The organism is Dyella psychrodurans (assembly GCF_003363265.1).
GTDB lineage: Bacteria > Pseudomonadota > Gammaproteobacteria > Xanthomonadales > Rhodanobacteraceae > Dyella_B > Dyella_B psychrodurans.
In genome coordinates, this window is the sequence record NZ_QRBF01000001.1 from 763,488 (window position 1) to 789,641 (window position 26,154).

The 26,154-nt window shown below is 57.9% G+C and carries 26 protein-coding genes and 1 tRNA gene; 10 read left to right on the forward strand and 17 right to left on the reverse strand.

From position 1 onward, the window contains the following. Window positions 1-7: 7 nt before the first annotated feature. From DWU99_RS03540 to DWU99_RS03555, 4 genes are all read left to right on the forward strand, one after another. Complete coding sequence (locus tag DWU99_RS03540) at window positions 8-580, forward strand: cupredoxin domain-containing protein (protein ID WP_115476601.1); 573 nt, start codon at window positions 8-10, stop codon at window positions 578-580. Further along, window positions 567-2,192 (forward strand): b(o/a)3-type cytochrome-c oxidase subunit 1, encoded by a 1,626-nt coding sequence (locus DWU99_RS03545; protein WP_115476603.1) that lies wholly within the window; start codon window positions 567-569, stop codon window positions 2,190-2,192. The genes DWU99_RS03540 and DWU99_RS03545 overlap by 14 nt, the downstream gene beginning before the upstream one ends. Beyond that, entirely contained in the window at window positions 2,189-2,983 is a 795-nt protein-coding gene (locus DWU99_RS03550) for a c-type cytochrome (protein ID WP_115476604.1), read from the forward strand. The genes DWU99_RS03545 and DWU99_RS03550 overlap by 4 nt, the downstream gene beginning before the upstream one ends. 446 nt (window positions 2,984-3,429) lie before the next feature. Continuing rightward, window positions 3,430-3,699: an XAC0095 family protein gene (locus tag DWU99_RS03555; RefSeq protein ID WP_115476606.1), complete on the forward strand. Its 270-nt coding sequence runs from the start codon at window positions 3,430-3,432 to the stop codon at window positions 3,697-3,699. Between the two features lie 192 nt (window positions 3,700-3,891). On the opposite strand, the gene DWU99_RS03560 is transcribed toward DWU99_RS03555, so the two are convergent. Continuing rightward, on the reverse strand, window positions 3,892-4,791 hold the full coding sequence (locus DWU99_RS03560) for a tetratricopeptide repeat protein (RefSeq protein WP_147292884.1): 900 nt from the start codon (window positions 4,789-4,791) through the stop codon (window positions 3,892-3,894). A gap of 561 nt (window positions 4,792-5,352) precedes the next feature. Here DWU99_RS03560 and DWU99_RS03565 point away from each other — a divergent pair. After that, complete coding sequence (locus tag DWU99_RS03565) at window positions 5,353-8,235, forward strand: TonB-dependent receptor plug domain-containing protein (protein WP_115476609.1); 2,883 nt, start codon at window positions 5,353-5,355, stop codon at window positions 8,233-8,235. 107 nt (window positions 8,236-8,342) lie between these two features. On the opposite strand, the gene DWU99_RS03570 is transcribed toward DWU99_RS03565, so the two are convergent. Continuing rightward, a complete protein-coding gene (locus DWU99_RS03570) occupies window positions 8,343-8,573 on the reverse strand; it encodes a hypothetical protein (protein ID WP_115476610.1) in 231 nt (76 codons plus the stop codon). Window positions 8,574-8,948: 375 nt separating this feature from the next. Further along, on the reverse strand, window positions 8,949-9,515 hold the full coding sequence (locus tag DWU99_RS03575) for an NMCC_0638 family (lipo)protein (RefSeq protein ID WP_147292885.1): 567 nt from the start codon (window positions 9,513-9,515) through the stop codon (window positions 8,949-8,951). Between the two features lie 682 nt (window positions 9,516-10,197). On the opposite strand from DWU99_RS03575, the gene DWU99_RS20955 reads away from it, so the two are divergent. Beyond that, window positions 10,198-10,506 (forward strand): hypothetical protein, encoded by a 309-nt coding sequence (locus DWU99_RS20955; RefSeq protein WP_158543229.1) that lies wholly within the window; start codon window positions 10,198-10,200, stop codon window positions 10,504-10,506. A 185-nt stretch (window positions 10,507-10,691) separates the two neighbouring features. Here the strand turns inward: DWU99_RS20955 and DWU99_RS03590 are convergent, their stop codons facing one another. Next, a complete protein-coding gene (locus DWU99_RS03590) occupies window positions 10,692-11,642 on the reverse strand; it encodes a hypothetical protein (RefSeq protein WP_115476617.1) in 951 nt (316 codons plus the stop codon). Next, a complete protein-coding gene (locus tag DWU99_RS03595) occupies window positions 11,639-12,190 on the reverse strand; it encodes a DUF6932 family protein (RefSeq protein WP_115476619.1) in 552 nt (183 codons plus the stop codon). The genes DWU99_RS03590 and DWU99_RS03595 overlap by 4 nt, the downstream gene beginning before the upstream one ends. A gap of 110 nt (window positions 12,191-12,300) precedes the next feature. Between DWU99_RS03595 and DWU99_RS20770 the strand changes: the two genes are divergently transcribed. Together DWU99_RS20770 and DWU99_RS03600 are read left to right on the forward strand one after the other, a co-directional pair. Continuing rightward, window positions 12,301-13,074: a hypothetical protein gene (locus tag DWU99_RS20770; protein ID WP_147292886.1), complete on the forward strand. Its 774-nt coding sequence runs from the start codon at window positions 12,301-12,303 to the stop codon at window positions 13,072-13,074. Window positions 13,075-13,162: 88 nt separating this feature from the next. Beyond that, window positions 13,163-14,704 carry an RNA-directed DNA polymerase gene (locus tag DWU99_RS03600; protein ID WP_115476620.1) on the forward strand — a complete coding sequence of 514 codons (1,542 nt, stop codon included), beginning with the start codon at window positions 13,163-13,165 and terminating at the stop codon, window positions 14,702-14,704. Window positions 14,705-14,922: 218 nt separating this feature from the next. On the opposite strand, the gene DWU99_RS03605 is transcribed toward DWU99_RS03600, so the two are convergent. The 7 genes from DWU99_RS03605 to tpiA form a co-directional block, all read right to left on the reverse strand. Further along, window positions 14,923-15,234: an OmpA family protein gene (locus tag DWU99_RS03605; RefSeq protein ID WP_115476621.1), complete on the reverse strand. Its 312-nt coding sequence runs from the start codon at window positions 15,232-15,234 to the stop codon at window positions 14,923-14,925. A 413-nt stretch (window positions 15,235-15,647) separates the two neighbouring features. Further along, window positions 15,648-16,127 (reverse strand): hypothetical protein, encoded by a 480-nt coding sequence (locus DWU99_RS03610; protein WP_115476623.1) that lies wholly within the window; start codon window positions 16,125-16,127, stop codon window positions 15,648-15,650. Window positions 16,128-16,280: 153 nt separating this feature from the next. Further along, complete coding sequence (locus DWU99_RS03615; RefSeq protein WP_115476624.1) at window positions 16,281-16,616, reverse strand: RcnB family protein; 336 nt, start codon at window positions 16,614-16,616, stop codon at window positions 16,281-16,283. A gap of 97 nt (window positions 16,617-16,713) precedes the next feature. Next, complete coding sequence (locus DWU99_RS03620) at window positions 16,714-16,941, reverse strand: hypothetical protein (protein ID WP_115476625.1); 228 nt, start codon at window positions 16,939-16,941, stop codon at window positions 16,714-16,716. Between the two features lie 242 nt (window positions 16,942-17,183). Then, window positions 17,184-17,268, reverse strand: a tRNA-Leu gene (locus DWU99_RS03625). Window positions 17,269-17,283: 15 nt separating this feature from the next. Beyond that, complete coding sequence (gene secG, locus DWU99_RS03630) at window positions 17,284-17,766, reverse strand: preprotein translocase subunit SecG (RefSeq protein ID WP_115476626.1); 483 nt, start codon at window positions 17,764-17,766, stop codon at window positions 17,284-17,286. Between the two features lie 27 nt (window positions 17,767-17,793). Further along, window positions 17,794-18,543 (reverse strand): triose-phosphate isomerase, encoded by a 750-nt coding sequence (gene tpiA, locus DWU99_RS03635; RefSeq protein WP_115476627.1) that lies wholly within the window; start codon window positions 18,541-18,543, stop codon window positions 17,794-17,796. A 289-nt stretch (window positions 18,544-18,832) separates the two neighbouring features. Here tpiA and DWU99_RS03640 point away from each other — a divergent pair, with 289 nt between their 5' ends. After that, a complete protein-coding gene (locus DWU99_RS03640) occupies window positions 18,833-19,639 on the forward strand; it encodes an SDR family NAD(P)-dependent oxidoreductase (protein WP_115476628.1) in 807 nt (268 codons plus the stop codon). 25 nt (window positions 19,640-19,664) lie between these two features. Here DWU99_RS03640 and DWU99_RS03645 read toward each other — a convergent pair whose 3' ends face one another. The 5 genes from DWU99_RS03645 to orn form a co-directional block, all read right to left on the reverse strand. Next, window positions 19,665-20,369, reverse strand: a complete 705-nt coding sequence (locus DWU99_RS03645) for a VIT1/CCC1 transporter family protein (RefSeq protein WP_115476629.1) — start codon at window positions 20,367-20,369, stop codon at window positions 19,665-19,667. A gap of 232 nt (window positions 20,370-20,601) precedes the next feature. Further along, the gene (locus DWU99_RS03650; RefSeq protein ID WP_115476630.1) at window positions 20,602-21,549 is read right to left on the reverse strand and encodes an isopenicillin N synthase family dioxygenase; all 948 of its coding nucleotides are present in this window, start codon (window positions 21,547-21,549) and stop codon (window positions 20,602-20,604) included. Between the two features lie 126 nt (window positions 21,550-21,675). Further along, on the reverse strand, window positions 21,676-23,034 hold the full coding sequence (glmM, locus tag DWU99_RS03655) for a phosphoglucosamine mutase (RefSeq protein ID WP_115476631.1): 1,359 nt from the start codon (window positions 23,032-23,034) through the stop codon (window positions 21,676-21,678). Window positions 23,035-23,181: 147 nt separating this feature from the next. Next, window positions 23,182-24,087: a dihydropteroate synthase gene (gene folP, locus DWU99_RS03660; RefSeq protein WP_115476632.1), complete on the reverse strand. Its 906-nt coding sequence runs from the start codon at window positions 24,085-24,087 to the stop codon at window positions 23,182-23,184. Between the two features lie 5 nt (window positions 24,088-24,092). Continuing rightward, on the reverse strand, window positions 24,093-24,653 hold the full coding sequence (gene orn / locus DWU99_RS03665) for an oligoribonuclease (RefSeq protein ID WP_115476633.1): 561 nt from the start codon (window positions 24,651-24,653) through the stop codon (window positions 24,093-24,095). Between the two features lie 49 nt (window positions 24,654-24,702). On the opposite strand from orn, the gene sbcB reads away from it, so the two are divergent. Next, window positions 24,703-26,148: an exodeoxyribonuclease I gene (gene sbcB / locus DWU99_RS03670; RefSeq protein ID WP_115476634.1), complete on the forward strand. Its 1,446-nt coding sequence runs from the start codon at window positions 24,703-24,705 to the stop codon at window positions 26,146-26,148. Window positions 26,149-26,154: the final 6 nt, after the last annotated feature.

Sequence of the window (26,154 nt, forward strand, 5' to 3'; positions counted from 1 at the left end):
GCAAACCATGTCATCCTCGTCCGCCTACGACCCTCACGAAAGCGCCAAGGTTGCCGCGCGCATCGAACAACGATGGGCCTTGGTCGTTGTCGGTATCGTCGCCGTGCTGGTTGCGATGGTGATCTTCACGGGCCTGCACTGGGCGATGATGCCCCCTTCGCGCGTGGAGACCATCGATCCCACGACCTTGCATGTGTCCGGCGAATTCGTCGAAAGCAACCTCGGCAGCACGGTGGAACAGGACGGCTCGGTCACCGTGCGACTCGTCGCCCAGCAATACTCGTTCACACCGCAATGCATCGTCGTGCCGGCCAAGACGCCGATCATCTTTCGCGCAACCAGTGCCGATGTCGTTCACGGCATGCTGATCACCGACACGAACATCAACTCCATGCTGGAGCCGGGTTACATCTCGACGTTCAAGACGCGCTTCGACAAGCCAGGCAATCATCTGATGCCCTGTCACGAATTCTGCGGGCTCGGTCATGAGGCCATGTGGGCCAACGTGAAAGTCGTCGACCAGGACACGTTCTTCAAGATGGCGGCGAAGACGAGGAGACTGAGCTGTGTTAACCCATAAGCGACTCATCCTTGCCCACTTCTGGCTCGCCTTCGCCGTGTTCGGGCTCGCGATTCTGCTGGGCGAATGGCAGATGTACATTCGCAGCCCGCTGCACGCGTGGCTGCGCAATCCGGACCTGTACTACCGTTCGGTCACGGCGCACGGCACGGTGATGGGTTATGTGTTCCCGACGCTGATCGCCATGGGCTTTGGTTACGCCATTACCGAACTCGCTCTCAAGCAATCGCTGATCGGCGTGAAGTGGGCGTGGGCCGGTTTCTGGCTGATCGTGGTCGGATCGATCACCGCCGTGATACCTGTCGCGATGGGCCTGTCTTCCGTGCTCTACACGTTCTATCCCCCGATGATCGGCAACGCGTTCTACTACATCGGCGTGGTGCTCGTCGTCGTGGGCTCGTGGATCTGGGTCGCGCTGATGGGCATCAACATGAATGCGTGGAAGCGCGCGAATCCCGGGCGCGCTGTGCCGCTTGCGATGTTTGCGAATGTGGCGGGTTCGTACCTGTGGGCCTGGACCGCGGTGGGTGCCGCACTGGAGCTGCTGTTCCAGATACTGCCGGCGGCGCTTGGCTGGACCACGACGATCAACGCCGGTCTATCGCGCGTGCTTTTCTCGTGGACACTGCACGCCATCGTCTACTTCTGGCTGATGCCGGCCTATATCGCGTTTTACACCATCGTGCCGCGTGCGATCGGCGGAAGGCTGTACAGCGACACCATGGCGCGCATTGCCTTCGCCATGTTTCTGGTGTTTGCGATGCCCATCGGCATTCACCATCTGTTTGCCGATCCGGAAGTCGGTTCCGGCTTCAAGTTCGTCCACTCGGTATTCACCGCGATGGTCTCGGCACCCACGCTGCTTACCGTATTCACCATCTGCGCCTCGGTGGAGATCGCCGCGAGGTTGCGCGGCGGCAAGGGTGCGTTTGGCTGGCTCAAGGCGCTGCCCTGGGACAATCCGCAGATGCTGGCGCTGGCCTTCTCCTTCGTGATGCTCGGTTTCGGCGGTGCCGGCGGCCTCATCAACATGAGCTACCAGCTCGACGCGACCATCCACAACACGCAGTGGATTACGGGTCACTTTCATCTGATTTTCGCCGGAGCGATCGTGATCATGTACTTCGCGATCGCCTACGACCTCTGGCCGCATCTGACCGGCCGTGCGATGAACGATCTGCGCCTGATGCGCACGCAGTTGTGGCTATGGTTCATTGGCATGATCGTGTTGACCTTCCCCTGGCACTACGCGGGGATTCTCGGCATGCCGCGCCGCATGGCTTATTACGACTACAGCAATCCGGGCATTGCATCGCAGGCGTCGACCGTGATCCTGTCCGTGATCGGCGGCGCGATACTGGTTATCTCGGCCATGCTTTTCATCACGATACTCGTGCGCAACCATCGGGCACCGCGCGTCACGCCTGCACCGTTCAGCTTCAGCCAGGCGGTCCACGAGCCGGAGTCTGTTCCAGTGGCCCTCAATGGATTTGGATTGTGGGTCGGGCTCATGATCGCCCTGACCGTCACCAACTACGGCTACCCGATCGCCCAGATCATTACCCAACAGCACGCGCAGGTGCCTGCGATCTATATCGGGGCAAAACGATGAACGGACAACGACTCGTCTCATGGCGCAATCCATGGTTCGTCGCGAGTGTCGGCGGAACGTTTGCCGTGCTCGTGTTTTCCGCCTTTGTCGGCTTCGTCTGGTTGCCTTCGGCGCAGGATGACGAACTTTTCAAAGGACTTTTGAACGCCATCTGCAGCGCCGCCGGCGTGCCGCGCTCGTGGCTCGCGAATGCCTCGCCGCCTGTTCCGCCCAGCAGCCCGGTGTCGAATGTGGCATTGACGCCGACCATGCTGAGCAAACCCAGCGATGCATCGACCGGCCGCGGCGCAACGCTCGCGCTACGCTGCACCATGTGCCACGGCGCGCGCGGCGTCAGTGCCGCCAATACCCCGAACCTGGCGGGCCAATACGCGCCTTCCGTCTATAAAGAGCTACGCGATTTCCAGAACGGTGCCCGTGTAAGCGCCATCATGGCGCCGATGGTCGTCGGCCTGAGCGATCAGGACATGCGCGACCTCGCGGCGTATTACGCCTTTCTGCCGCGTCTATCGGTAAAGACCTCGCACGGAAACGCGGAAGCGCCCGATGTCGTTGCCACCGGCGCACCGATGCGCAACATCGCCCCGTGCGCCTCGTGCCACGGCGGGCTTACCGACAAGGTGGGCGCGCCCTGGCTCAACGGCCAGCCGCTGACTTATCTGACGTCCCAGCTGAATGCGTTTGCGACGGGAAAGCGCCGCAATGACATCAGCGAGCAGATGCGCAACGTAGCGCGCCAGATGACTCCGAATGAGATCGACGAAGCCGCCAAGTATTACGCGGCGCAGTGATCATCCTTTTTGCGGCATGTCCAGCGCACGGACACATCAGCTTTATCGCCGGCACGAATCCGCATCCCCTGACAGATCGCCATGCCGCATTGTGCGATGGTCCGGCAGTCGGGCGTGCCCATCCGGCTTTGATGAGTCCGGCACGCCCGACATGAGTGAAGTAGCGCGGATCGCCTGGGCTGGAACCCAAACGATCCGCTGGCCACAACCAACCTGAGATGTTGATCATGGTTATGCTCGATCATACGGCACGCACGCTCACGCGTGACCCCGCCAAGCCGATTTTTCCCCTGCTTCACCGCCGCTCATACTGGACGGCGTCGGGCCACAATGGGCACACGTAGAAAACGGTACCGGAAAGTTCCACCACTACGTGCAGGATTTTTCCTGTAGCCCTTCGCGCCACGCGCAATACGTGGCGCGACCTACGGTAATGGACGAGGCCCATGAACAACCCCACCCACAACCTGTTCGAAGCGGGAAGCTACGAGCTGTCCCAAGATCACTACGACGATCTATGTATGATTCGCGACAAGCTGCTTTTGATGGCGCAACTCGCCGGCACCGCTACTACGAACGGCGATCACGACACCATGCTTTTCATCCGCCGCAGCTTGATCGGACAGCTCTTCGCCGATCTGAGCTTTCAGATGGGCGATGTGCTGGAGACTGTTAAACACACCACGACCGGCGTGGATCTTGCGCAAGCGCATTGAGCAACGCGTTTGCTCATCATCCCGGCGCAGGCCGGAGGCGCTTCACAACAGCGAAGCTGGTCATCCGGTTTGAATAACAGTGCGAAGCACTCAACAACTAAAAAGCTATTCAGTGTGCTGCGCACGCGTACCTCACTGGATCCCGGCCTGCGCCGGGATGACGAGCAAAAAATTGTGGCATGAACCCCATTGCTACAGGTGAGCACCATCCTGTGGCTGGCTCACCCATGGCGGTTGCGGTGTTGCGGGAGTCTTGGACGTCGAACTCTTGCTCGCGTTCTGCAAGGGGCCCACCGTAACGGTAGCGTTCCAAAAACTGTCGGTCGCCTTGAAGTACTTGGATGAGTTCCAGCGATTGCCGGCCCAAAAATCTCCGCAACCGGTGATGGCGCCGCCTTCGACCGTGCCGAGGTCGCATCGAGGAAGCGGGTCTCCGGCATCAAGCCCAGCCGCACCGATACCCGATATGTCCCGATTACGGGGAGTGGAGCCGCTGACGCCTAAATTGAGAGAGAACTGTGCAAGGCTGACTGCCGCTACGTTGTTGTCAAAGCCAGCGAGCGAACCGGTCATGTGAAGCTTTGCTTGTTGCAATTGGGCGATCATGCGCGGCTTCGCAACAGCATCTCCATATTCGGTGGTGAGTTGCTTGAGAATCTCATTCGCCTTTTCCCGCTGCTCGGGATTGATCTGCGCCCATACGTCATCGCGCGTGGCGACAAACTTCGGATAGTTGCGTTCCGCGGAGAGCGCCATCCATGCATAGGCCGTAGCGGGATCTTTGGCAACGCCCTGACCGTAGAAATACATCATGCCAATGCACATCTGCGACACCTTGTCCGCATAGCGGGCGCCCACCAGGAAGTACTTCATCGCCCCGGCGTAATCGCCCTTTTCGTAACGGATAAGGCCACCAAATTGGCCATGCAGATCAGGATGCCCCTCGGTCGAGCTTTCGCTCATCGACTCCAGCGCGTGTAGCACCTGCTTGTCGGTTACAAGATGGGTTTGATTGCCGTCGAAGGCACCCACCGTGCACGGACATAATCCAATCGCAATGCAACAGACGAATCCGCGACATAGAGCGTTCATGACGCCTCCTAACCCAGGGTAAAAGGCAAGTCGAACAAGCAGTACGGATGGCGGGAAAATGCCCCCGGAAGTCCCAAAAAGCGCTCAGATTCCAGTTTTATCCTAGTGCGTCAGGTCGGCCATAAACACGACCAATTCGCCGAAAAAAGCGCCCTACCCTCTTTTCATTTGTGATGCAGGCAAACTTTATTTAGACGGGCTGTGCAAATAAAACCCCACCTCGAATTTGCTCGGGTTTTCAAAAGTCATAAGTGTGCCTATTTGCTAGGAAATATTCTTAGTACTTCTGTGCCAGAAGTCATTTGCAGAAGATTTTTCTGTTTTGTAAACATCATTTCGGTTGCGGGAATATCTGGGAGGGTACCCGCAAAACAACACCATCAACTGCAGGCTTGGCTGAGAGGGAGCCATCTTTAAGCAGCTTGATTGGGGTCGGGTTGGAAGTAGGCGTTTGGGGCGCGCCTGGATCTATGGGGCACGCGTTTTTCTGGGAGACGGGGCGCTCTTTCCGCTGGGAAAAAGGTGTCTTCCGTAAAACTTGATTACCGCTAGGGGAATTCAATGTTGAAGTCGAAACTTGCCGCGGCCGTCGTGGCTGCTTTGGCGTTCGGTTGCGCGAACGCTTATGCGGGCAATACCTCACCGAGTGATCCGGCCAATGCGCCGCAGGATGCTCAATCCAATAGCCAGTCCGCTCCCAGCACAACTGCGGACGATGCAAGCAAGAAGGCCAAGAAGCTGCAAGAGGTCATAGTTACAGGGTCGCTGATTCCACAGGTCGATGTTGAAACCAGCAAGCCGCTCATAACGATCACGGCGCAACAGCTGAAGGATCGCGGCTTTACCAGCGTTGCCGATGCACTGCAGGCGGGTACCTTTGCGACTGGCAGCGTGCAAGGTTCAAATAATTCGGCTGGCTTCACCCAGTCGGCGAAAACGCTCAGTTTCTTCGGCCTCGATCCCAGCTACACCAAGTACCTGATCGATGGCCTGCCGATGGGCGACTTCCCCGCGCTGTACAACGGCAGCGAAGCGTTCAACAACCTGGCCAGCATTCCGATCGAGATGATCGATCACATCGACATCCTGCCGGGTGGCCAGTCGTCCATTTACGGTTCGGATGCCATCGCGGGTGTCATCAACATCGTGCTGAAGAAGACGCTCGACGCGCCTGTCGTCGATGCGCGCTTCGGCTGGCACACGGGTGGCGGCGGCGCCGATCGGCGCGTGTATGCGGCCGATGGTTTTACCTGGGGCAATCTCAACTTCGTTGGCGGCATCCAGGTGGAGAGCATCGAGCCGATCTGGGGTTTCGATCGCAGCTTGACCCGCCAGTATTTTACGCAGGGCACCACGCCCGCCACCGCGTCGCGCGACTATCTTGTGCTGAGCGAAACGCAACTGGTCAACGCGTACTACAGCCCCAATCAGTTGAATCCGGGTATTGGATGCTCAGCCGTCACCGGTCAATTCGGCGGCACGGAGCAACTTCAGAACCGTGCGAATCACGGCCAGTACTGCGGTTCGCAAGACAGTGCCGGTTATGTCACCGAAACCAATAAACAAAATACGGTGAACCTTTACACGCACGCCACGTACGATCTAAACAGCAACGTGCAGCTCTACCAAACGTTGCTGTACACCTATGACCAACAGAAATTCTCGGCAGGTTCCAACTTCCTGTTCTGGCAAAGCCCGATCTACTACGACGCCAACCTGGGCGACTTCGTCCTGGCGCAGCATGCGTTCAGCCCGGAAGAAGCCGGCGGTTACCAGAACATTCTGGATAACAATGTAGAAAACTCGGTGTATCTGAGCCTGGGTGCGAAGGGTGGCTTCGGTCAATCGAACTGGGATTACGACCTGACCTTCAATCACTCCGAAGATCATCTGCAGGAGCGCACCTTCCAGCGCTGGACCACCGCGATCAACAATTATTTCGGCAACATACTCGGCCCGAATCTGGGGCCCGATCCGCTCGGATTCGGTTACCCGACCTACACGCCGAACTATCAGGCTTTCTACACGCCTGTTCCGAATTCGGCGTTCCGCGCATTTACCGGATACAGCGAAACGTATGCCAAGACCTGGGACAACATGCTCCGTGGTCAGGTCACCAATTCATCGCTGTTCTCTCTGCCCGGTGGCGACGCCGGCCTGGCGACGGTGATCGAAGGTGGCAACCAGGGCTGGAACTACTCCCCCGATCCGCGCACGCTCGACGGCGAAACGTATGAGTTCACCGATGTGTCGGGCGCGGGCCATCGCTCGCGTTATGCCGGCACAGTGGAATTCAACGCACCGCTGTTCAAGATGCTGACCGTGGACATGTCCGGCCGTTACGACGATTACAACGTCGCCGGCGGCACCGTGAGCCACGCGACCTACAACCTCGGTGTCGAATTCCGTCCGTTCGGCGACCTTCTCCTGCTGCGCGGTACGTACGGCACGGCTTTCAAAGCGCCGACGTTGCCGGATGAGTTCCAAGGCCCGAGCGGGTACTACAGCAGCGTGGTCGACTACTACAACTGCGCAAAACTCGGTTACACCGGCGGCAATGTCGCCAACTGCCCGGGACAGCTGAGCGGCGAACAATTCTTTGGCCAACAGTCGGGTAACCCGAAACTGCAGCCGATCGTTGCCAAGACGTTCAACCTGGGCTTTGTGCTGTCACCGTTCGAAGGCTTCAGCCTGAAGTCGGATTACTACCACTACAACATCCGCAACGAAGTCGAAGTGCAAAGCTCCGACTTCCTGGCGCAGACCGAATCCAATTGCCGTTTGGGCATCTTCGACATCAACTCGCCGACCTGCCAGGACGCATTGGCCAAGGTGATTCGTTCCGGTACACCGCTGGCACCAGGACTGCTGCCTCCGATCACCGAGATCCTTACGCCGAAGGTCAACGTAGCGCGTGAATATCTCAATGCCGTTATCACCGAGGCCAACTACAGCCACGTCATTGGTCCCTACGGCAGCATCGACGTAAAGACGTCCTGGAGCGATATCATGACGCACAGGCAGCAGCTGCTGCCGGGCGATCCTTTCATCAACCTGCTGCGTGAACCGTATTACAGCACCGAGTTCAAGAGCAGGGTCGATGGTTCCGTCGGCTGGCTCTCCCCGACGCAAACATGGGGCGTGACGCTCTACGGCATTCGCGATGGCGCCTCGCCGAACTACCTGGCCACCCTCGACAATAACTACTACTCCCCGGGTGCGGGCAAGCTGGCCCCGTGGATCCGCTACAACCTTACCGCGAGCTACAGCCCGATCAAGAACCTGGCGCTCACACTCGATATCGTCAACGTCTTGAACAAGATGCCGCCGCTCGACCGCAGCTATCCCGGCACGGAATCGCAGCCGTTCAACCAGTTGAACTACGACGTCAACGGTCGCGAATTCTTTGTCGAGGCGACCTACAAGTTCGGCAACGCCAAGTAAGCAAGAGCTCGCGCGAACAGAAAAAAGCCCCGCCGACTGGCGGGGCTTTTTTATCGCATGACGCGGAGTAACTCTGTCGACTCCCCCTGCTTCAGTGCCAAACTAAATCAGGGGTTGCCATTGACCTCAGACACAAGGCGTGTCTCTCGGTGGAAGTATCGCTCAGCCTTCGCCAAGCCATAATGATGGGCGTTCTCCTGCGCCTCCGATTCGGTGCGGTAGAACCGCGGCGCATAGCCCTGCTCCATGACGTTTCCGTTCTTGACGACGCGATACCAGCCGCCCCACATCCCATCATCAAGCCTGATTCCGTAGCCTTCAACTGAATTGCTTAGCATTTGAAAACCAAACCATCCCTGCAGTCGATCACAAAGTAGTAAATCTCTCCAATATTGCCATACGTTGACAATAAGAAAGAATCCTAGATACGTCTCGATGCAGCCCTTCCAACCGTTGTGTTGGCATCATCCTTGCGTCTGCCTTACGTTTTCTTCGTGCGTCAAATTAATGACGCTAAATCGGGTCCCGTGGAAACTGAGTTTGTGAAGGCACCATTCGCCAAAGTCTCGACTCAGTTGATCGTGCATGAGCCTTCTCAGCCACAACTCGCATGACTCAATACGTTGCCTACCCTGCTACGGGTCTTCCCGCAGAGACCCGAACATCAACGGCCTTCCTTCATACGCGCGCGATGTGGGGAGGTTGCCAATGCATTAGTTTGACGGATGTGTGAGAGTGATTTGGAGTGTTCCTTGATAAGGCCCGCCTGATTTCTCATTGGTGATCAGAGTGAGCAGCAAATGAGACTTGCTGGCCGGAACTTCAATCAGCCGCACCTTGCCGATGCGAGTGCCGAAAGGCCCCTGCTGCACTTTGTCTGGAAGCGGTGTCGTAACGGAAAATTTTTGAGCGTAGCCGGCGATCAACATGCTATAGATCTGGCCTAGTGCCGCTGGATCAAGCGGTTCCGCATAAACAGCGCAACCACCCGTCTTGCTGCGGATGGCCAAAACCAGTTCGGTGTTCTCGTCATGAATGTGCCACGCCACGCCATCCGGCCCGTCGCCAACGAAGACGGCGCGTCCCTTTGGATTGTTGACCTCCGGAAGATGATGGCCGGTCGCCCATGCACGGATACGCTCGGGATTGGTGAGGTTGTCCGCTCGGCAAACTTGCATAAATAGGTTTGCTGCGGCGTTTGCAGCAGGATCCGCAGACGCCGGTTGGATACAAAGAAACAGCGCCAATGCAGCTGATCCCAAGCAGAAGGTTTTGGACATTTGAATGGGATCCTCTGTGCCAGCTAATTAGTGGACGGATATCGAAGCCGACGTTTCCAGTCCTTTCCTTTGATCATCGAAAGAACAGAAGCCAAAGCGCGAATAGGGCGACAACGCCATTGATAACAATGCCAATCCAATAGAGTCCCGGATCCTCGGACTTCTTGTACGTTTGGTAAGTAATGCTCGACTCGCCAGTCCTAAGACCCTTTACTACGCAATATGCGAGGAAGAAGAAGGCGATGGCGAGGACCCACCCATGATTTAGCCAATCGCTAGTCTTCATATCCCTCATCCAACCTATAGAGTGCCGGCACCAACTAACAGTACTGCCATAGCTTCACAAAAATTACTCAAGTCGGCAGAGGCCTGCTTTGGATCGGGAGCGGACACTCCCGGCCCCGTCAAGCGTCAACGATAGTTGTGCCAGGCCGTGGTCAACTAGTGCCGAATCCTTCACCGTCTGCTCAGAATCGATGGGAGGAGATAGGCCGCGGTCACTTCTTGGCTGGCCATCCATAGATTTGGCTGAGAGCTCCATTCGCCACCTCGTCCATAAAGCGGTCCGGCGATCCAGACACGAACGTGAACCCGGTAGCTGTTCTTTTATCGACCCGAAGCTGACGCTTTTACGGTATTGCAATAGTAGATGATGAGTCCATTTCCACCGGGAACTCAATCAATGAAGCGTTCCATTCGACTCGTGAAGCTCGTCATTCTTATGGTTAGTATCGCTTGGGCGATCTACGCCACCTACGCCTCATGGGCTTTTGCTGCTTTATTTAAGGCGTTGTCCAAGAATTATCCGGGTTCGGCTCATGGCGTCACGCAAGGTGCTACTGGCCTTGCAGGTGTCCTCGCCGATGCGCAACTGTGCGCGGTGGTATTTGGTCCGGCAATAATCGCCCTAGTTTTGTTCGTATGGGGCTGGCCAGAGAGGAAGTTTGCACAGCAAAAGCAGGACATTCAGATAGTGAGCCAACAAAGGTAATGTCCGCTTGGGGTGAAAGCGGACACTTTCAATCCAAGCAAGCCAAAACCGGGGTCAAGACCTGGGTCGGAGTGTACTTTCCAAGTCGGCGCACAAGCTGAAAAGTGCACTCCGACCCCGATTTCCGCCAGACATGCCCCCAAAGCTCGGGTACTACCCAGAGAGATTAACGCCGCAAAGTACCCTCACTGAGACAACTCGCTGTGCAAACGAATGAGCGTGTAATACGTGCGCGACGGCATTCCTCGACGAGCAACAGTTCGCACAGAAAACTCAGCCCGCCATTTTTTCCCAATGGGATTAGAAATTTGTCCAATTAGCTGCTCATTTACCGCCCTACTCGCATCCGACGCCACGGCTCCAGAAATCATTTCGCCAGATGACAACTGAAACTCAAAACGCCTGTGCTGGGGCAATAAACCAAGTAGTAGACCCGTCAAAATTACTCCGGGATTTTCTTCAATTTCGAGAAATTCAGTTCTCCGTCGCCCGCGTTCAACTTCAGCACGCCCGAGGTTGACCTCCCGATCACCTTCAACTAGCCGCATAGTCGCTTCTGCGTTCGACAACGTGCCAAATAACTTTTTCGACGCACTAATCAGGCGGGAATCTATAGACGCTATCCGCTCAGCGAATGCATCCTCGTCGGAAGTTGCTATTTCATCGATTAGAGATGCGACGTTGTCCACAACTACTGTGAGCGAGGTAGCAAATGCTTCTGACTGGTCACTAAGCTCCTCCAACACAAAACCGAATGACCCTCTGGCAACTCCGGTCACCATTAAATTTGTTTCCGCCCTGAATGGAACTGGCCCCCTAGATCCAATATCTCCGATTTCCATAGCTGTGAACGACTTTGACACCATGTCTTGAAAGTTTCCAATGACGCTTGAAGCAAAATCGGCGTCAATACCATGCATCCCAATGACCTTTGGACCTCCGAAGTACATGGCGACTGCCGCTCTGGTGATGTTTAGGGAGGCCAACTCATTCAGTTCGCGGTCGATTTCCGCGAGCCTAGATTCAAATTGCATGACACCAACGATGTCATTCACACCCCTCGCCTCACCTAAAAGATGCGAGATGGTGGCCCGCTCAGCGGTTAGGCTCTCTTTGTGCAATTTACGAAGAGTCATGGGAGCTTCCCCAGAGCATCTACCGCCACTGAGTCATCTTCAGTGATATCCAGTTGGAGCAGTCCTTTCCACAACGCCGTGTCTCTTTGATGTGAAAAAAGGCCAGACCAATAGGTTGCTCGTCGAATCAAAATTTCAACCGGAAGGTTTAGGTCCACATAGTACGCGTCCAGTTTGCCAATCGGCGGCTGAAACAGACCAACGTTGGCTGAAATTAATGCTCCCCATTGAGCGTCAGTTTGAGCATGCTGCGGTCGCGGAGCAAAAGTGACGAGGTCGATATCCTTAGGGGGGCGACCCCGGATGGTTTCAACATCTTCCAGAAAGCTACCGTCAAGCCACTGGAACCCAGCGACGATACCTAAAGCCCGCAAGTCCGCTCGGTACTGAAATAGCTCTCTTAAGAGATTATTACGCGCCACACTAGTCGCAAAGGCTGCGACTAGGTCCGCCGAACTGACGGGATACGGAGAACATCCGGCTATTTGAGCGGGATTTGCGCCCACAAACGGGGGCAGAACCCCCGAGTGAGTAAACTGCGGAATCACGACTCCCCCTTATCAAGCATCCCTGCAGCATGATTAAGACTACGCTTACCGCGCTTTTCGGCCAACCCTGCTGACTTAGAGGGGTTTTGGCGTGGCAGGCAACCGACTCCATGCAAAGCAACCAACCCCGTCGCCAGTATAGCCACACCATACCCAAACCGGACATCATAACGCCGACAGCCATGGCTTCAGGGGACCGCACGGTGGCCGACTGCGAACAAGGTAAAACTACGCCTTTGTATGAAGCGATTGAGGAGCGGTATTTCTCCGCTCACCACATGCTGTTGCGGGCAGCGGGAGAGGCTTTATATGAGGCCCAACGCATTGGCCCTGTTAGCCTTCGAGAAGAACGATTATTGACATCCATGGTAATGAGTTCCCTTGCAATAGAGGCGCTCTGCAACGCCGTTGGATATCGCGTTGTTCCTGGCTGGGAAGACTATGAACAGATATCACCGTGGGCAAAGATTCGACTATTGTGTACAACACTCGGTATTTATTATGACCGTGGGGCTCACCCGTGGCAGCGCCTTCGATCACTTCTAAACTTTCGAAATCAAATTGCACATGGCAAACCTGAGCACGTGCGGACGCGTCGTGTTCTTACTTCGCAAGAGCTTGATGCAGTTATGAGCAATAACGCCATGAACCAGCCGTCGTCAAAGTTCGAGGCAAATCTGACTGCGGAAAATGCGCGTATTGCGTTCGCCACAGTAAGAGAAATTGAAGGTCTTCTAACAGAGAACATCACCCAAGAATTGAAGCTTGGGATTACTGTCGAAGGATGGACTCATAGGTCTCGGCAGCTTAGCGAAAGTGAAGTCAGCGCTGAAGTGATAAATTCAGCGACGCCACCCACTAAAAGCGGTAGCTCCATTTTATGAGCCAAGGCAACACCTGCCAACACCTGCTCTCAAACAAAAGTTGAAGGTGCCTCATATAAAAAGTTCCGCACCAGACAAAGGATAGTCCATGGCAATTCTTTCTGAAGCATCCCTAGATTTTGCAAAAGCCCACATTGAAAAGTATTACGACTCAGACTTCTTCCCTAAAGCATTTGAATTTGAAGCACTCTGGCATCACTGGGCTCAAGTAAAGCAAGAACTTCAAAGCAAAAACATCTCAAAATTCTTGGTATCGCTTCCGTATAACGCGACAATAATGAAAGCGCGCGGCGGATACCGAGTCGTGCATCAATTGGAGCCACTGGAGGCCATCGCGTATACCGCGATGGCTTTTGAAATAGGTACTTCTATTGAACTTAAAAGAGCACCTGTGGCCGACCGTGTTGCGTGTTCTTATAGAATCAACATTGCAAACGGCAGCTTCTTTGATGGCGGATCGGGTTGGAATGACTTTAAGACCAAGAGCCAGGAGTTAGCCAATGTCAATGAATACACTGCTATCACAGATATCTCCGACTATTACAATCAAATTTATTTGCACCGGCTTCAAAATGCCATCGAAGACTCCGACGTCGCACACAAGTCTTTAGCCTCTGACATCGAGGATTTCCTACTGGCGCTGAATAACAAGGCTTCCCAAGGAGTTCCAGTTGGCCCAGCGGCCAGCATTGTGATGGCAGAGGCCGTGATGATTGATATCGACGCATTTGTTTCACAATGCGGAATTGCGCACACGAGATATGTCGATGATATAAGGATGTTCAGCGACTCCAAGGAAAAGCTATCCGAAGCACTCGAGAAGCTAACGCTTTACCTATATGAAAATCATCGTCTAACGCTTGCTACGGAGAAAACGAAGATCCTTTCATCCGAAGAATTTATTGAAAAGCATCTTCATAACCCATACCTAGATGATAAAGATGAACTCATGGAAGAGCTTGACAATATAAGCCCTTATGGCGGCGAAGATGACTTCAATGATGACTTCGTTGACTATCTCGAAGACGACGAACCAGAAGAGGACGACGTAGGAGAAACCCTGGTCAGTGCTTTGGAGAAGATATTAGAGTTCGACTATATCGACCTAGGGTTAGCGCGAAGCATCATTCGTACTGCGCGTCGAAATGGAATACCGGATCTAATCACACCACTGCTTGATAATTTCCCATACTTTGCACCGGTAGCGCCGGACTTATTTTTATATTTAAACGAGGTCATAGACGGCGCAACCGTTTCCGATATCAAATCCGGCCTGGAAATCGCTTGCAAATTACCCGAAGCGAACTGCACTCTGGTTAGATATTGGATGGAACATTTTATTTCGTCACACCCTGGCTTGTTGGCAAGCAAAAAGCTCAAGAATTTTGTGATGCTTGGTCAAAATATCGACAACAAAGCGAGAGCCGCTATCACATTACACGATATTGCTTGGGTCAGAACTCACAAGGCACAGATTTACAACGTAGGATCACGAGCGCGCCGTGCAATCATAAATTCAGCTCGAGTGCTTCCTAGCGATGAGCGAAACCCTTGGCTCGGCCTAGTCGCACAGAATGCAGCACTACCGCTAGAGAGATGGTTGGCAACCTGGGTAAAAGCGTCTGCTTGATATGCGCACCCTGGCTCTGCTGCTCACTTGGTCAGTAACCAACAAGTATCGCGCTCCAATTGCGGAAATCGGTGCGGAAATCGGGGTCGGAGTGCACTTTTCAGCTTGTGCGCCGACTTGGAAAGTACACTCTGACCCCGGTTTTGCAGGTGGGCATCTTCGCACCATCGCAAAGATCCCAGGTCCGACTCTGACGAATTGTCAGGCTTTCTCTAGCACTACGGTAGTTTGAACTTGCGAATGGCGCGTAGCGGCCAGATTGATGTGAAGCTGTTCCCGCCGACCACGCGGAAGGCGGCTGACATGCCGTTCAGAACGCCCAATTCTTCCAGAACATCTTTTGCGCGCCGAAAGGAAAGTCGCGGGTCAGACGCGAGCATGAAAAGATTGATCTCTTTTGGACCGACATCGTAGCCCTCCAATTCGACCGCAGCGCCCAATGCCTCCTTCAACTTGCCCTCAACCGCCGTGAGAAAGACTTCGTCGGCCAGAGACTTGCGCCAGAACTTGATGACAAGTTGATATTCCATTGGGCGATTGTAGGCCCAACTGGCCTATTGGGCGGCCCCGGCGGATGCCGCCCGTATGGTCTGCGGGTAGATATGTAGGTAGGCCCTTGACCCAGCCGGAGGTTCCAGCGTCCGGCTTGCAGTTGCGGGTATTGCCGTTAGAAAGTAAAGCAAATAAACAACGCCGGTAATCCTGGCCCTGGGACGCGGAAAAGCTTCTGCAATCCGTTCCAACATGTCAGCCATCTTCGTCTTAGCGTGCTGCCCTTCGGGCTTTGGATTCCTACGATGAGCTGAGTCGCGGCAAACTGATTGGCACGGCTGGGATACTTCTTCCCAAAAAGCTGCCGCTCAAGCTTCGCGATGTTTTCAGCATCCGTGTCCGGCTTCAGATGCAAAAGCGGGTGCCTTCCGACACCAAGACAGATGGTCGCCTACTTTCGAGTGAGCATGATTTCCAACATTCCCACGAGCGTCTCAGTAATTAAGGCGGTGGATACGTCAGTGAGCTGGAGGTTCTTCTTAATTGCCGTTTCGCTAGGCTTTTCACGCTGAGGCGCCCACTCCGCTGCAACAACCAATCGGTCTACTAGACACTCAAAAGCCAAGTGTCCCCAGCCGAGATTTGCGTGCTTGCCAATGTCGATTTGAATACGCGCGTTTTTCAGCATCTCTCGCCGGTCAGCGACCACAGCGTCCTGGGAGTTAATGCCCGCATTGAGGTCATACTTTCGAATCTCATTGGCAAAGTCTTCAAATGCAGGCTTTATGACCTCAGTGCGCAGCTTCAGAAAGTCCTGAAGGAACCGCGCCCGCTTTTGAGCCTCGCCTTGCTCTTCTAGCTTTTTGCTCGCATCGGCCCTAGCCGCGCTCTCGATCAGCTCCTTTATGCGATCCGCTGATTGCTTATCCATGGATTGTCGTCCGACTTGGATTCTTTGGAGATTAACTCCAGCCAAAATCCCGCGCCAGGGTAGCCGCCTTACCTCGGAGCCCGAGGTAAGGCGGGACGGACGATCTCTTTATTGCGGGCGGTCTACCCGCATGCGATCCGGAACGACGGGAATTCAGTGAACCGCAGCGGCCACGATGCTCGCGATCACACCGGAGGTCACCGCCACCAGCAGGAAATCGCCATTGTCGCTGCGCACCCAGTGGTAGCCGCGCGGCGGCTGACGCAAGTGCTCGGCGTGCCAGTTGCTCACAACGTAATCGCCACCGCGATAGTTCTCCGGCACATGACCGCCTTTCTTGTACCAGCCATCGTGCACGCCTTCGTCATGAAGGCTGTGACGATCCCCCGACTGCGGGCCGTCGTGCCGATGATCGTCCTGGGCAAAGGCCAGCGACGAGGAGAGCAACATGGCACTGCAAATAGCAATGACTCCCAACTGTTTCTTCATAACAAAGCTCCATGGCTTCATGTGGTGGCGGGATCGCCAAAAACGACAAGACCAGCCCCGAAGGGTCGGCCTTCGCAACATCAGCTGACAAAATGGATCAGGACTGCGAATCGTCGGCTTGCGAATCGGCATCGCTTGATTCGGCCTCGGCCTCCGTCTCTCCCTTCTTTTTTGCGATCGCCGACTCCAGTGCACCTGCACCCTCGAAGCCAGCTACAGAAGCAGCGGCTTCAGTCAGCAGGCCCGCGTTCGGATCAAGCTTCTTGGCGCCTTCGATTGCGGCCACGGCACCGGCGACTTCACCCAAGGTATCCAGAATTCCCATGACGACCTCCACGTTGTTAGCGAAACGAGAATGCGGTCCACGCTATCAACAAAAAGTGACAGTGAGAGCCGGAAGATTCCTAAAGAGAACGCGAGAAGTTGTCAGAGTGCTTTTTTGCGAGAGGCGCCGCGATTTGCGCAAACCTAAACCACCTCACAATTTCAGGCACAAAAAAACCCGCCGATAGGCGGGTTTCTTTTCCTGCCTCGAGAATCCCTCATGGGAAATCCGAAGCTTTCGATTGGTGCCCAAGGGGGGACTCGAACCCCCACGACTTGCGTCGCTACCACCTCAAGGTAGTGCGTCTACCAATTCCGCCACCTGGGCAGGTGTTCTTTCGTTTTAGTGCTTGCTGGTCGATGCCGCCGCCGGAGCCGTGGCCGCCGGGACTTCGCCCTGCTGCGCCTTGGCCGGGGCCGGTTGCGCGGCCGGCACATCGCCATTGCCCGCAGCGGGAGCGACCGGCGCCGGAACGGCTGCCTGCGGCTGGGCCGGAGCGGCGGGATGCGCATTTTGCGCGGCGGCAGGCTTGTTGCCAAGACTTGCCATCACGCCCAGATCGTTGTTGGCGGTCTGCTGACGGATCGTGCTGCCGTTGAACTTGAGGTACATGCCCATGCCGATGCTGAGCGCGAAGAAGAGCGCAGCCAGCACGGCGGTGGAACGCGACAGGAAGTTGGCCGAACCGCGCGCACCGAAGACCGTCGCCGAGGCGCCGGCGCCGAAGCCGGAACCTGCGTCAGCGCCTGCACCGCGCTGCATGAGGATCAGCACGATCATGGCCGCAGCGATCAGGATGTAGAACACACTGAAGATGACGAACATGGTGTCTCGCGTAGGATTCGGTATGGCTTAGTGAGCGGCGTTGCAGATGGCCAGGAAATCGGCCGCCACGAGCGAGGCGCCTCCGATCAAACCACCATCCACGTCCGGCTGCGCAAAAAGCTCTGCAGCATTGGCCGCCTTGACGCTGCCGCCATAAAGCAGCCGGGTCAGACAGGCAATCATAGCATCCCCCTGCGCAAGTTGGCTACGGATGAATGCGTGGACATCCTGCGCCTGCTGCGGGGTGGCGGTGTGCCCCGTGCCGATGGCCCAGACGGGTTCGTAGGCGATCACGGCGGTGTCGAAACTGGCGACCCCATTCATGGCCAGAACGGTCTGCAGCTGGCGGGCGATCACCGCTTCGGTTTCGCCTGCCTGGCGCTGGGCCAGGGTTTCGCCCAGGCAGAGAATCGGGGTGAGCCCGGCGGCGCGGGCGGCGGCGAATTTACGGGCCACCAGCTCGTTGCTTTCGCCGTGGTACTGGCGGCGCTCGGAGTGACCCACCAAGGTCCATTGGGCGCCCACGTCCGCGACCATCGCGGCGGCCACTTCGCCGGTATAGGCGCCCTGCCCCTCGTGCTCGCTCACATCCTGCGCGCCAAAACCAAGCCCCGAGCCTGCGTGCGCCGCAGTCAGGCTCGCGAGATAGGGAAAGGGAGGAAAGACCAGCACATCGATATCCGACGGCTTGGCTTGCACGATCTCCCGAACCAGGCCCTCCGCCATGGAGCGGCTGCCGTGCATTTTCCAATTACCCGCCACGAGTTTTTTGCGCATAGCAGCACCCGCCCCTGAGAAAACGCGCAAGCTTAACTACCCCGGCACCGCGCAGCAACGTTGCTTTTTCCGGGAAATTTGTCGGTATTCAGCCGCTTGGTGGAACAGGTAAAGCACGCCTGCCCTTGTTAGCGTTAACCATGCGGAACGCATTTTAGGTGCGGCGCGTATACGATCCGCCAAGATGCATGGCCTGCCATCGACACCGAGAACACGGCCAACTTGAAGAAATGCGGCGGTCACGTAGTGTGATCACCTCTCACCTTATGCCATTGCGGGAAACCCTTCCATGACCCAAGCCCGTCCGCTCAGCCTGATTACCGGCGCTTCCGCAGGCATCGGCTCTGCCTTTGCCCGTGCGCTCGCGGCGCAAGGTCACGATGTCGTGTTGACCGCGCGACGCACCGACCGGCTGGAATCGCTGGCTGCCGAACTGCGCGCTTCGCACGGCATCCAGGCAACGGTGCTCACCAGCGATCTGGCCGACCCGCATGCCGCCGAGCAGCTTTGCGCGACATTGGATCAACGCGGATTGAAAGTGGATTGGCTGATCAATAACGCGGGCTACGGCGTGCCTGGACGATTCGAAGCGAGCGACTGGGCGACGCACGCGGATTTCCTGCGCGTGCTGGTGACCGCCCCCACCGAACTGGCGTGGCGACTGATTGGCAGCATGCGCGAACGCGGCTACGGACGCATCGTGAATGTGGCATCGCTGGCCGGACATGTGCCAGGTTCGGCGGGACACACGCTGTATGCGGCGAGCAAGGCGTACATGATCAAGTTCTCGCAGTCGCTGGCGCTGGAGAATCAGACGACTGGCATCCACGTTTGCGCGCTATGTCCCGGCTTCACGCGTTCGGAATTTCACGACGTCACGGGAACGCGTCCGCTGGTGAACAAGATGCCGGGTTTCATGTGGCAAAGCGCGGAGGATGTCGTGCAGGAAGGCATCAAGGCCGTGGAGCGTGGCGATGCGGTTTATGTGACGGGCCGCTTCAACCGCACCGTCAAGAGCGTATTCAAGCTGATGCCGGACAAGATGGCGCTGCGCATGTCGGCAAAGCAATCCCGGCGTTATCGCACGCAGGATTGATCGTCACACGCCGGGTCGGCGCGAATCAGCCGCCGATCCAGCGTGCGAGCAGAAACGCCGCAGCCGACGCGAGACCGCCCACCAGCATCGTCTGCACCGCGCCGCGCAACATGCCGATGCCGGTGAAACGGCTCTTGGCGGCACCGAACAATGCCAATGCGATCAGCGTGCAGATGACGGACATGCGCAACGCCGGCTGCAGACCATTGATCAACATGTACGGCGCCAACGGCACCAGGCCGCCGACAATGTAAGCACCGCCGATGGTCAATGCACTGCGCAGCGCGCGGCCGGGCTCGGGTTTTTCCAGACCCAGTTCGAAGCGCATCATGAAATCCACCCAGGCTTCGTGGTCCTGGTGGAAATGCGCCAGCACCGGCTTGCAGGCTTCGCGATCAAGGCCGTATTGGGCGAAGATCTGCACGATCTCGCGTTCCTCCTCGCGTGCCAGTTCGCGTACTTCATGCACTTCGCGGCGACGCTCGGCGTCGTAGTGATCGGCATCGCCGCGCGCGGCGAGATAGCCGCCCAATCCCATGGCGATGGCACCCGCGGCGATCTCCGCCACACCCGCCACCACCACTACGCGGCTGGCAACGGCGGCACCGGAAAGGCCTGCTGCGAGTGCGAACGGCACGGTGAGACCGTCGGCCATGCCGATGACCAGGTCGCGCACGACGTCGGATGCGGTGAAGTGTCGTTCGGTGTGATGGTGGTGCTTGGTGGCCATGGCAACTCCTTGCAATGCGCGCCACTTTAGCGGCAAGTGTCTTGGGATGTTGCAATGAGAAGTACACGCATTGGCTTTTGCAATGTGCGGGGTTGCGTAACCACGCCTCCGCGTTTACGCAGCTTTCTCGCGAGGCTGTCCCCTCACCCCAGCCCTCTCCTCGCTCCTCAAAACCGGGCACATCCATGTGCCCTCTCCGCGTGCCCCGAAGGGGAGAGGGAGTCGGGGCGCGTTAGATCAGTTTGATCTCGCGCAAGCGCTGCATGAGGTATTCGTGCGAGCTGATCGAGGTGTCGTAGCGACGGGGATTGTCTGCCGTAATGCATTGCGGCAGCGGATCGAGGATCACGTCGGGGTTGGGGTGCAGGAAGTACGGCACCGAATAGCGCGGCTTGCGCGCATTGGCATTTTGCGGATTCACCACGCGATGCGTCGTGGACGGGTACACATGGTTGGACAGGCGCTGCAACATGTCGCCGATGTTCACCACGATGGCGTCGTCTTCGGTCGTGATCGGCAGCCAGTTGCCCTCGCGCGTGAGCACTTCCAGGCCCTCCGCGCTGGCACCGACAAGCAGCGTGATGAAGTTGATGTCTTCATGCGCACCGGCACGCACGTTCGGAATGTTTTCTTCGACGATCGGCGGGTAATGGATCGGACGCAGGATGGAATTGCCCTGGTCGATCTTGTCGTCGAAGTAGTCTTCCGGCAGGTCGACATGCAGGGCCAGCGCACGCAGTACGCGATTGCCGAGGAAATCCAGCGCCTGGTAAAGCTCGTAGCCGTACTCGTGGAAACCGGGTACTTCCGCCGGCCAGATATTCGGCGGCATCTCGTTGGCGAACCGCGAGTCGCGCGAGATCTCGCGGCCGATGTGCCAGAACTCTTTCAAGTCCGGATAGCGGCTGTCTTTCGCCGTTTCGATCTTGAACGGGGTGTAGCCGCGCGCACCGCCGGTGCCGGGCATGTGGTATTTCATCTTGGTTTCGGTGGGCAGCGCGAAGAAGCGCTGGAAGGCGTCGTACGCGCCGTCGATCAGTTGCGGCGTGATGCCATGGCCGCTGATGCAGCAGAAACCGAATTCGCGATACGCCACGCCGAGTTCGGCGACAAACGCCGCACGGTCGGTGTCGTAACGACGGATATCGAGGGTCGGAACCTTCTTGGCGGATGTGTCCATGTTTTTTTCCACAGGTTGGCGTGCGGTCGATTTGTGTCCCGCCACCGCAGGGGCGATGCACGTCGGGCCTGTTCCTTGGCGACCTGGGTGCAGAGCCGAACCTTGTGAAAGGCCGGCTCCGCTGGTTCACGAGCGTTCGGCTGTGGATTTTACGACGTCTGCGAGTCGCTGGGCCAACGCTTTGACTTCGGCCGCATCGGCAGCCTCCACGGTGACGCGCACCACCGGTTCGGTGCCCGAGGCGCGCAGCACCACGCGACCTCGGCCATGCAGCGCCTGCTCGGTGTCGGCCAGCGCCTTGCGCACCGCGTCGCTGTCGAGCGCCTCGCGTGCGCCGTTGGCGCGTACGTTGATCATCACCTGCGGCATCTTGTGCAAGCCCTGGCGTGCGGTGGCCAGATCCTGGCCTGCGAGCTTCAGGGCTTCGAGCACCGCCAGCGCAGCAACGATGCCATCGCCCGTGGTCGCGCGATCGAGGCAAAGCACGTGTCCGGAGGTTTCTCCGCCCAACACCCCATCGTGCTCTTTCAGTTTCTGGAGAACGAAGCGGTCGCCCACGTTGGCGCGAATCAGCTCGATCCCCTGGTCGCCCAGCGCCTTCTGCAAGCCGAAGTTGCTCATCGACGTGCCGACGACGGGCCCTTTGAGCACGCCACGCGCATGCCAGCTGCGGGCCAGCACGTAGAGAATATCGTCGCCGTCACCCAGCTCGCCGTTGCGATCGACCATCTGCAAGCGATCGCCATCGCCGTCGAAGGCGAAACCGATGTCGGCCTTGTGCTCCAACACGGCACGCTGCAGCGCCTGCGGATGCATCGAGCCGATGTTGTGATTGATGTTGAAGCCGTCCGGGCGATCGCCGATGACGTGCATTTCCGCGCCGAGCTCGGCGAACACCTTGGGAGCCGCCTGATAGGTGGCGCCGTGCGCGCAGTCCAGCACGATTTTCATGCCTGCGAGGCTGAAATCTTCAGGCACGGTGGATTTGCAGAATTCGGCGTAGCGGGTCACCGCATCGGTGACGCGCACCACCTTGCCGAGGTTTTCCGAATCGACGGTGGTGAACTCGGCATCGGTTTCGCGCTCGATGGCCAGTTCGATGTCATCGGAGAGTTTTTCGCCGTCCGCAGAGAAGAACTTGATGCCGTTGTCGCAATGCGGGTTGTGCGATGCGCTGATCACGATGCCTGCATCCGCGCGCAGGCTGCGCGTGAGATAGGCGACGGCAGGCGTGGGCATCGGACCGAACAGGCGAACGTCAGCGCCCGCCGCAGCCAGGCCTGCTTCCAGCGCCGATTCGAACATGTAGCCGGAAACGCGCGTGTCCTTGCCGATCAGCACCAACGGACGGCCCGGCGACTTCTTCTGCTGACGCAATACCACGCCCAATGCGCGTCCGAGACGCAGCATGAAATCCGCGCTGATCGGCCACTGCCCCACCCGGCCGCGGATGCCATCGGTACCAAAGTATTTGCGTTGATTCATCGAACATCCTGCTTCAAAACTGTTTTCCTGCTCCCTGCCCTGTTTACGGGGAGGGTTGGGGTGGGGTCGATCATTCTTGCCGAAAAGCCTGGACAGCTTTACCCCCTCCCGACCTCTCCCTGCAAGCAGGGAGAGGAGAAAGAGCGCTTAATCGTCGTCGGGCCAGCGGGGGACCTTGGGCGTATCGCGTCGTTCCGGCTTGTCGCCCGATTGCACGACATGCCACACCTTCAAGGCGTCCACGGTGGCGGCGACATCATGGGCGCGCACCATGCGCGCGCCACGCTGAACCGCGATTAGCGCGGCTGCCACCGAACCGGCGGCGCGATCGGCGGGATGCGTGTGCCCGGTGATCGTGCCGATCATCGATTTGCGCGAGAGCCCGACATAGACGCCACTGCCAAGATCGGCGAAGCGTTCCACGCGTCGCAAAAGCGCGAGGTTGTGTTCCAGGTCCTTGCCGAAGCCGAAACCGGGGTCGACCATCACCTTGCGCCGGTCGATGCCCGCCAGTTCGCACGCGAACAGGCGATCGGTGAGAAAACGATGCACTTCGCCGACCACATCGTCGTAGTGCGGCGCATCCTGCATGCCGCGCGGTTCGCCCTGCATGTGCATCAGGCAGATCGGCACGCGCAGTTCCGCTGCCGCATCCATCGCGCCTTCGCGGCGCAGCGCATAGACGTCGTTGATCATGCCCGCGCCGGCAGCCACCGCCGCGCGCATCACTTCCGGCTTCGACGTATCCACGGCGACGGGAAGCGACGTGCGCGCAACCAGTTGCTCGATGACCGGCAACACACGGCGCAGTTCTTCTTCGGCGGAAACATCCTCGGCGCCCGGCCGCGTGGATTCGCCGCCGATATCGAGCATGTCCGCGCCTTCTTCCACCAGGCGCAGCCCATGCGCCACGGCGGCATCGACATTCGCGAACTGGCCGCCGTCGGAAAACGAATCGGGCGTGACGTTGACGATGCCGACGACGCGCGGACGATCCAGCGTCAACGGACGGCCGTTGCAATCGAGCACGGTAGCGAACAGATCCGTCGACATGCTGCTTACTCCGCGCCGCCCAGCGGCCCCATATAGCGGCGGTAATAGCGCAATTCGTCGATGGAGTCACGAATATCCGACAACGCGGTATGCGCCGACTCCTTGTTGAAACCGCGACCGATCATAGGGGCCCAACGCCGCGCCAGCTCCTTGAGCGTGGACACGTCGAGGTTGCGGTAGTGGAAAAACCGCTCCAGCTGCGGCATCTGCCGATGCAGGAAGCGACGGTCCTGGCAGATGGAGTTGCCGCACATGGGCGATTTGCTGGGAACCACCCAGGGCTTGAGGAATTCCAGCGTGGCCCGTTCCGCTGCGGCGTGGTCCACGGTGGAGTTGATCACCTGGTCCCACAAACCCGAACGACGGTGCTGGTTGCGGTTCCAGGTGTCCATGGTCTCCAGCCGTTCCGCGTCGTGGCGGATGGCGAAGACAGGCCCCTCGGCCAGAATGGTGAGGTCCTTGTCGGTGACGATGGTGGCTATTTCGAGGACCGAATCGTTGTCGGTATCCAGACCCGTCATTTCGAGGTCGATCCAGATGAGATTGTCTTCGTTGACTTGGCTCATGCGCCCTCCGTCCGACCAGTCTACCAGCACATCATGCGATGATCCGGTGATGCAGACCCTTCTCTGGCACGACTACGAAACCTTCGGTACCGACTCCCGCCGCGACCGACCGATCCAGTTCGCCGGCATCCGCACCAACATGGAGCTGGAAATCGTCGACGAGCCGGTGATGTTCTTCGCCAAGCCCCCGCGCGACATGCCCCCGTCGCCGGAGTCCTGCCTGATCACCGGGATCACCCCGCAACAGGCCGAACGGGATGGTGTCAGCGAAGCCGATTTTGCGGCCCGCGTGCACGAGCAACTGGCCGCCCCGGGCACCTGCAGCGTGGGCTACAACTCCTTGCGCTTCGACGACGAATTTACGCGCCAGCTGCTCTACCGCAACTTCTATGAGCCGTATGCGCGCGAATGGGAAAACGGCAATTCACGCTGGGACCTGATCGACCTGGTGCGCATGTGCGCGGCGCTGCGCCCCGAAGTCATCGTGTGGCCGACGCGCGACGACGGCATGCCCAGCTTCAAGCTGGAACATCTGGCCAGCGCCAATCATCTGCAACAGGAGCGTGCGCACGATGCCTTGTCGGACGTGCATGCGCTGATCGACCTGGCCCGCCTGATTCGGGTGCGCCAGCCGCGCCTGTGGGACTGGCATTACGGGCTGAGGCGCAAACAGCGCGTGTTCGAATTGCTCGACGTGACCAACATGACGCCGCTGGTGCATGTCTCTTCGCGCTATCCCGCGAGCCGTCATTGCCTGGCGGTGATCATTCCGCTGGCCGTGCATCCGAATCGGGCCGGCGAAATCATCGTGTACGACCTCGCGCAGGATCCGGCGGATCTTCTGGCGCTCGATGCCGGCGACATTGCCGATCGCATGTTCACGGCACGCGCCGATCTGCCCGAGGACGTTGCGCGCATTCCCTTGCGTACCGTTCACGCCAATCGCTCGCCGGCGCTGGCGCCTTTGTCGGTGCTCAAGGGCGCGGATATGCAGCGCCTTCAGCTGGATCTGGATCGCTGTCTTGCGCATGCCGAGCAACTGCGTGCTGCGACAGGATTGCGCGACAAATTGCGCGAGGTATTCCAGCAAGCCAGCGATTTGCCACCACCGGAAGATCCGGAATTGGCCTTGTACAGCGGCTTTCTGCCGGACTCCGACAAGCGACTGCTGCGCGACGTACGCACCACCCCGCCAGATCAGCTTGGACGGCGCGCCTTCGATTTTCGCGACGCACGCTATCCGGAACTGCTGTTCCGCTACCGCGCGCGGAACTGGCCCGAGACGCTGAGTACGGAAGAACGAGAACGTTGGGAAACCTTCCGGCTCCATCGACTCACCCGACCGACCGCTCTGACGTTGCTGACGCTTTCCGATTACTTCGCCCAATTGTCCGTCTTGCGCAGTAACTCGGCAGACGCCGAAAAATCCGCAATACTTGATCAGTTGCAAGCCTGGGGCGAGCAACTTGCCATCGAAGCCGGCATCACAGCCTGACCCTCG